The sequence below is a fragment of the Pseudomonas sp. KK4 genome, assembly GCF_001984065.1.
Taxonomy (GTDB): domain Bacteria; phylum Pseudomonadota; class Gammaproteobacteria; order Pseudomonadales; family Pseudomonadaceae; genus Aquipseudomonas.
Window position 1 is genome coordinate 1 of sequence record NZ_LYVP01000221.1, and the last position, 3726, is coordinate 3726.

The 3726-nt window shown below is 63.3% G+C and carries 4 protein-coding genes; 1 reads left to right on the plus strand and 3 read right to left on the minus strand.

Annotated features, from left to right (window positions below; translation table 11 throughout):
* Positions 1 to 64: 64 nt before the first annotated feature.
* Complete coding sequence (gene hpaC, locus B0W55_RS29040) at positions 65 to 577, minus strand: 4-hydroxyphenylacetate 3-monooxygenase, reductase component (protein ID WP_077049337.1); 513 nt, start codon at positions 575 to 577, stop codon at positions 65 to 67.
* 257 nt (positions 578 to 834) lie between these two features.
* Here hpaC and B0W55_RS29045 point away from each other — a divergent pair, with 257 nt between their 5' ends.
* The gene (locus B0W55_RS29045) at positions 835 to 1464 is read left to right on the plus strand and encodes a response regulator transcription factor (protein ID WP_077049338.1); all 630 of its coding nucleotides are present in this window, start codon (positions 835 to 837) and stop codon (positions 1462 to 1464) included.
* Positions 1465 to 1598: 134 nt separating this feature from the next.
* Here B0W55_RS29045 and feaR read toward each other — a convergent pair whose 3' ends face one another.
* Both feaR and B0W55_RS29055 read right to left on the minus strand, forming a co-directional pair.
* Positions 1599 to 2519 (minus strand): transcriptional regulator FeaR, encoded by a 921-nt coding sequence (gene feaR, locus B0W55_RS29050; RefSeq protein ID WP_077049339.1) that lies wholly within the window; start codon positions 2517 to 2519, stop codon positions 1599 to 1601.
* A gap of 153 nt (positions 2520 to 2672) precedes the next feature.
* On the minus strand, positions 2673 to 3623 hold the full coding sequence (locus B0W55_RS29055) for a PDR/VanB family oxidoreductase (RefSeq protein WP_077049340.1): 951 nt from the start codon (positions 3621 to 3623) through the stop codon (positions 2673 to 2675).
* Positions 3624 to 3726: the final 103 nt, after the last annotated feature.

A 3726-nucleotide genomic window follows, 5' to 3' on the forward strand; every position in this document is an offset into this window, starting at 1 on the left:
CTCGCCACAGAAAGGCCCGGCAACCTGCAGAAGCTGCCGCAGGTTGCTCCTGTGCCTGGGTTGCTCAGCAGGCCGTGCTGGCATGCTCCAGGCGATGGAACAGGCGATTGAAGTACACCAGGCTATCGCCCTGCTCCCTGACGCCAACCTTGTCGAGTTCGACGAACATCACCGAATGCGACCCCACTTCCTTGCACTCGCTGATCCGCCCTTCCAACTGCACCAGGGCGTCACGCAGGACCGGGACCTGGGCGGCGCCGTCGTCCCACAGGTCCCAGGCGAAGCGCTCGGCCATCGGCACTTTGGTCATGCCGGCGAAGTGGCGGGCCAGTTCTTCCTGTTCGCCGCACAGCACGTTGACGCACAGCCGGCCGTTGGTGCGGAACACGTCGTGGGTGGCGCTGTTGCGGTTGACGCACACCAGCACGGTGGGCGGCGAATCGGTCACCGAACACACGGCGCTGGCGGTGATGCCGCAGCGCCCGCCGGGGCCGTTGGTGGTGATGATGTTCACCGCCGCCGGCAGCTGCGCCATGGCGTTGCGAAAGTCGATTTGCTGCTGGCTCAGGTCGGCCATGTCGATGCCCCTTCCTTCAGGAGGACCGCCCGTCTGCGGCCCGTAGGTGATGGAACAAGACTAAGGCCCGGCAAGGCGCGCAACCATTCTGACGATCCCCACGCCGAGGTGGGCTTTCCGCTAGTCGACTAGGTGGTTTCTTTATCGCAAGGGCCGGTCACAGTGGGTATTCTGCATACGGGTTGGAAAACCTGAACCGATGTGTGCCGTGCGTACGCGCGCGAAAACAATAAATAGAATTTTTCGTGGCAGACCCGATGGAAACCCGCAAACCGATTGTTTACATCGTTGACGACGACAAGGACCTGCGCACTTCGCTGGCGTGGTTGCTGGAGTCCGTCAGCGTGCAGGCGCAGTGCTTTGCCGGCGCCGAAGAGTTCCTCAGCCAGTACGACCCCCGGCAGCCCGCCTGCCTGGTGCTGGACGTGCGCATGCCGGAAACCAGCGGCTTCCAGTTGCAGGAAATCCTCAACCAGCGCGGCAGCACCCTGCCGACCATTTTCGTCTCGGCCCATGGCGACATTCCGATGTCGGTCACGGCGATGAAGAACGGCGCCCTGGACTTCGTCGAGAAGCCCTACAACCCGCAGCAGATGATCGACCGTATCCAGGCCGCGCTCAAGACCGCCGTGCACGCCCAGGCCGATCAGCAGCAGCGCCAGAACCTGCAGGGCAAACTGGCGCTGTTGACCAGCCGCGAGCGCGAAGTGTTGATGCTGGTGATCGACGGCAAGGCCAGCAAGGTGATCGCCCGGGAGCTGAACATCAGCGTCAAGACCGTTGACGTGCACCGCACCAAGATCAAGGAAAAGATGGGCGTGACCAGCATCGCCATGCTGGTACGCGAGGTGTTGCATCTGCCGGGTGAGGAGCCGGTGCGACACTGAGGTTTGTGGCGGCATTGGGACCGCCATCGCTGGCAGGCCAGCTCCCACAGGGGATCTCCAGTGAACACAAGTCTTGTATTCACTGGAGATCCCCTGTGGGAGCCAGCCTGCTGGCGATGAACGATGATGCGGTATCAGTGCTGGCTGTAGCGCTTGCGATAGGCGCCCGGTGAGACGCCGAAGCGCGATTTGAACGCTGAGGAGAAGTAGCTGGAGTCGGAGAAGCCCCAGGCGTAGCAAAGGGCCGATAGCTTTTGTTCGACATCGGCGCGGCGCAGGTTTTCGGCGCAGAAGTCCAGGCGCCGGTGCTTGATGTATTGCGCCACCACCAGGCCGCGCTTGGAGAACATCCGGTACAGCCCGCGCACCGACACACCCACCTCACGGGCAATCAACTCCGGGCACAGGGCTTCGTCGCTGATGTGTTCGTCGATGAAGGCGATGATCTTGCGAAACTGCCGCTCATGTGCGTCGCCGCCACTGTCCCGCGCGCTGACCCCCGGCAGCAGCAGGCTGACCAGGGCGTCGAGTACCGCTTCGCTTTCCTGCATCTCCAGGCCTTCCTGCTGGCGCGTCTCGAGGATCAGCTTGTTGGCCATGGCCGCCAGCGGGCTGCTGGCGCCGATGCGCGTGGCGCAGTTGACCGCGGTGAAGTGCGAGCCACGTTCTACCACCTGACGCGGAAGAATCAGCGACAACTGCCGCGAATCGTCGTTGTAGGTCATGTCGCTGGGGCGGCTGGCGTCGATCAGGGCGATGTCGCCGCAGCCCAGTTGCGCGCGGTTGTCGCCCTGCTCCAGTTGCGAACTGCCGCGCATCTGGAACACCGCGTAGAAGTGGCCGTCGCTGCTGGTGCTGACGTCCTTGCTGCTGCGATACAAATGCACGTGGGCCATGTCGACCACGCTGAGTTTGATCGCGCCGCTGCGGAACTCCGCCAGTTCGCCATAGAAATCGGTGTCCAGCGCGCGGGCATCGAATCGCCCGCAGGCCTGGTTCACCTGGCTGAGCCAGGTTTCGAACGCCTCGTTGCGCACCGCCGATGCTGTAGTCATGTCCGCAAAGCCTCACGTGTTTTTGTTGTTATTTTTGACCGCTTCGTCGAGCGGTTCGATAAAAACGTCTACTGATCCGGCTGTCTCCTCCCTGGACAACCGCCGGGCGCCATTCAACAGGCTCCGGCGTCGGCTTTCCAGCCTTCGAAGCGCTTAAATGTCCAATACCAGACGAGCGGAAAGCGCGCGGGATACGCAGGCGCAGATCTGCTTGTTGGAGGCCTTTTCCTTGTTCGACAGGCAGTTGTCGCGGTGCTCCGGCACGCCGTCCAGCACCTCGACGATGCAGGTGCCGCAGATGCCTTCGCGGCACTCGGTGTCGATGTCGCAACCGTGGGCCTGCAACACGTCCACCAGACTGGCATCGGCCGGTACCTGAAGCACCACGCCGGAGCTGGCCAGTTCCACTTCGAAACTGCCGGTCGGTGCGCTGTTGGCTGCCGGGTCCGCGGCGAAATGCTCGAGGTGGATAGCATCGTCAGAGCGACTGCGCGCCGCCACTTCCACCACTTTGTTCATGAACGGCGCGGGGCCGCAGGTGTAGACGTGGGCTTCGCTGCCGGCCCGCGCCAGGCACTCGCTCAAGGCGCCGTCCAGATCCCCCGGCTCGACGCCATAGTGGAACTCGACGTGATCGGCGAACTGAGTCGCCAGCAGTTCAGTGAACGCCGCGTACTGCGCCGAGCGGGCGAAGTAATGCAGGCGGTAGGGTTGGCCGCTTTCGGCCAGTCGATAGGCCATGCTCAGCAACGGCGTGACGCCGATGCCGGCGGCGAACAACACGTGTTCGGCGGCGCCCGGGTCGAGGCGGAACAGGTTGCGCGGCGCACCCATTTCCAGCTCCATGCCCTCTTGCACCTGCTCGTGCAGGGCCAGGGAGCCGCCGCGGGACTGCGCTTCTTTCTTTACTGCCACCAGGTAGGCACGGCGATCCTCGGGCGGGCTGCACAGGGAATACTGGCGGGTCACGCCAGTGGGGCCGGTCAGGTCGACATGGGCACCCGGCTCATAGGTGTCGAGCGGCTGGCCGTCACTGCGCACGAGGCGAAAGGAACGGATATCCAGCGCTTCGTCGACGATCCTTTCGATCTTCACCTTCATCATTGCATCACCTGAATACTGTTGGTTCGGTTGAGTCTTGGGTCACACACGGTTCTGTGGTGATGGGTCTCTTGTGGCGAGGGAGCTTGCTCCCGCTCGGCTGCGC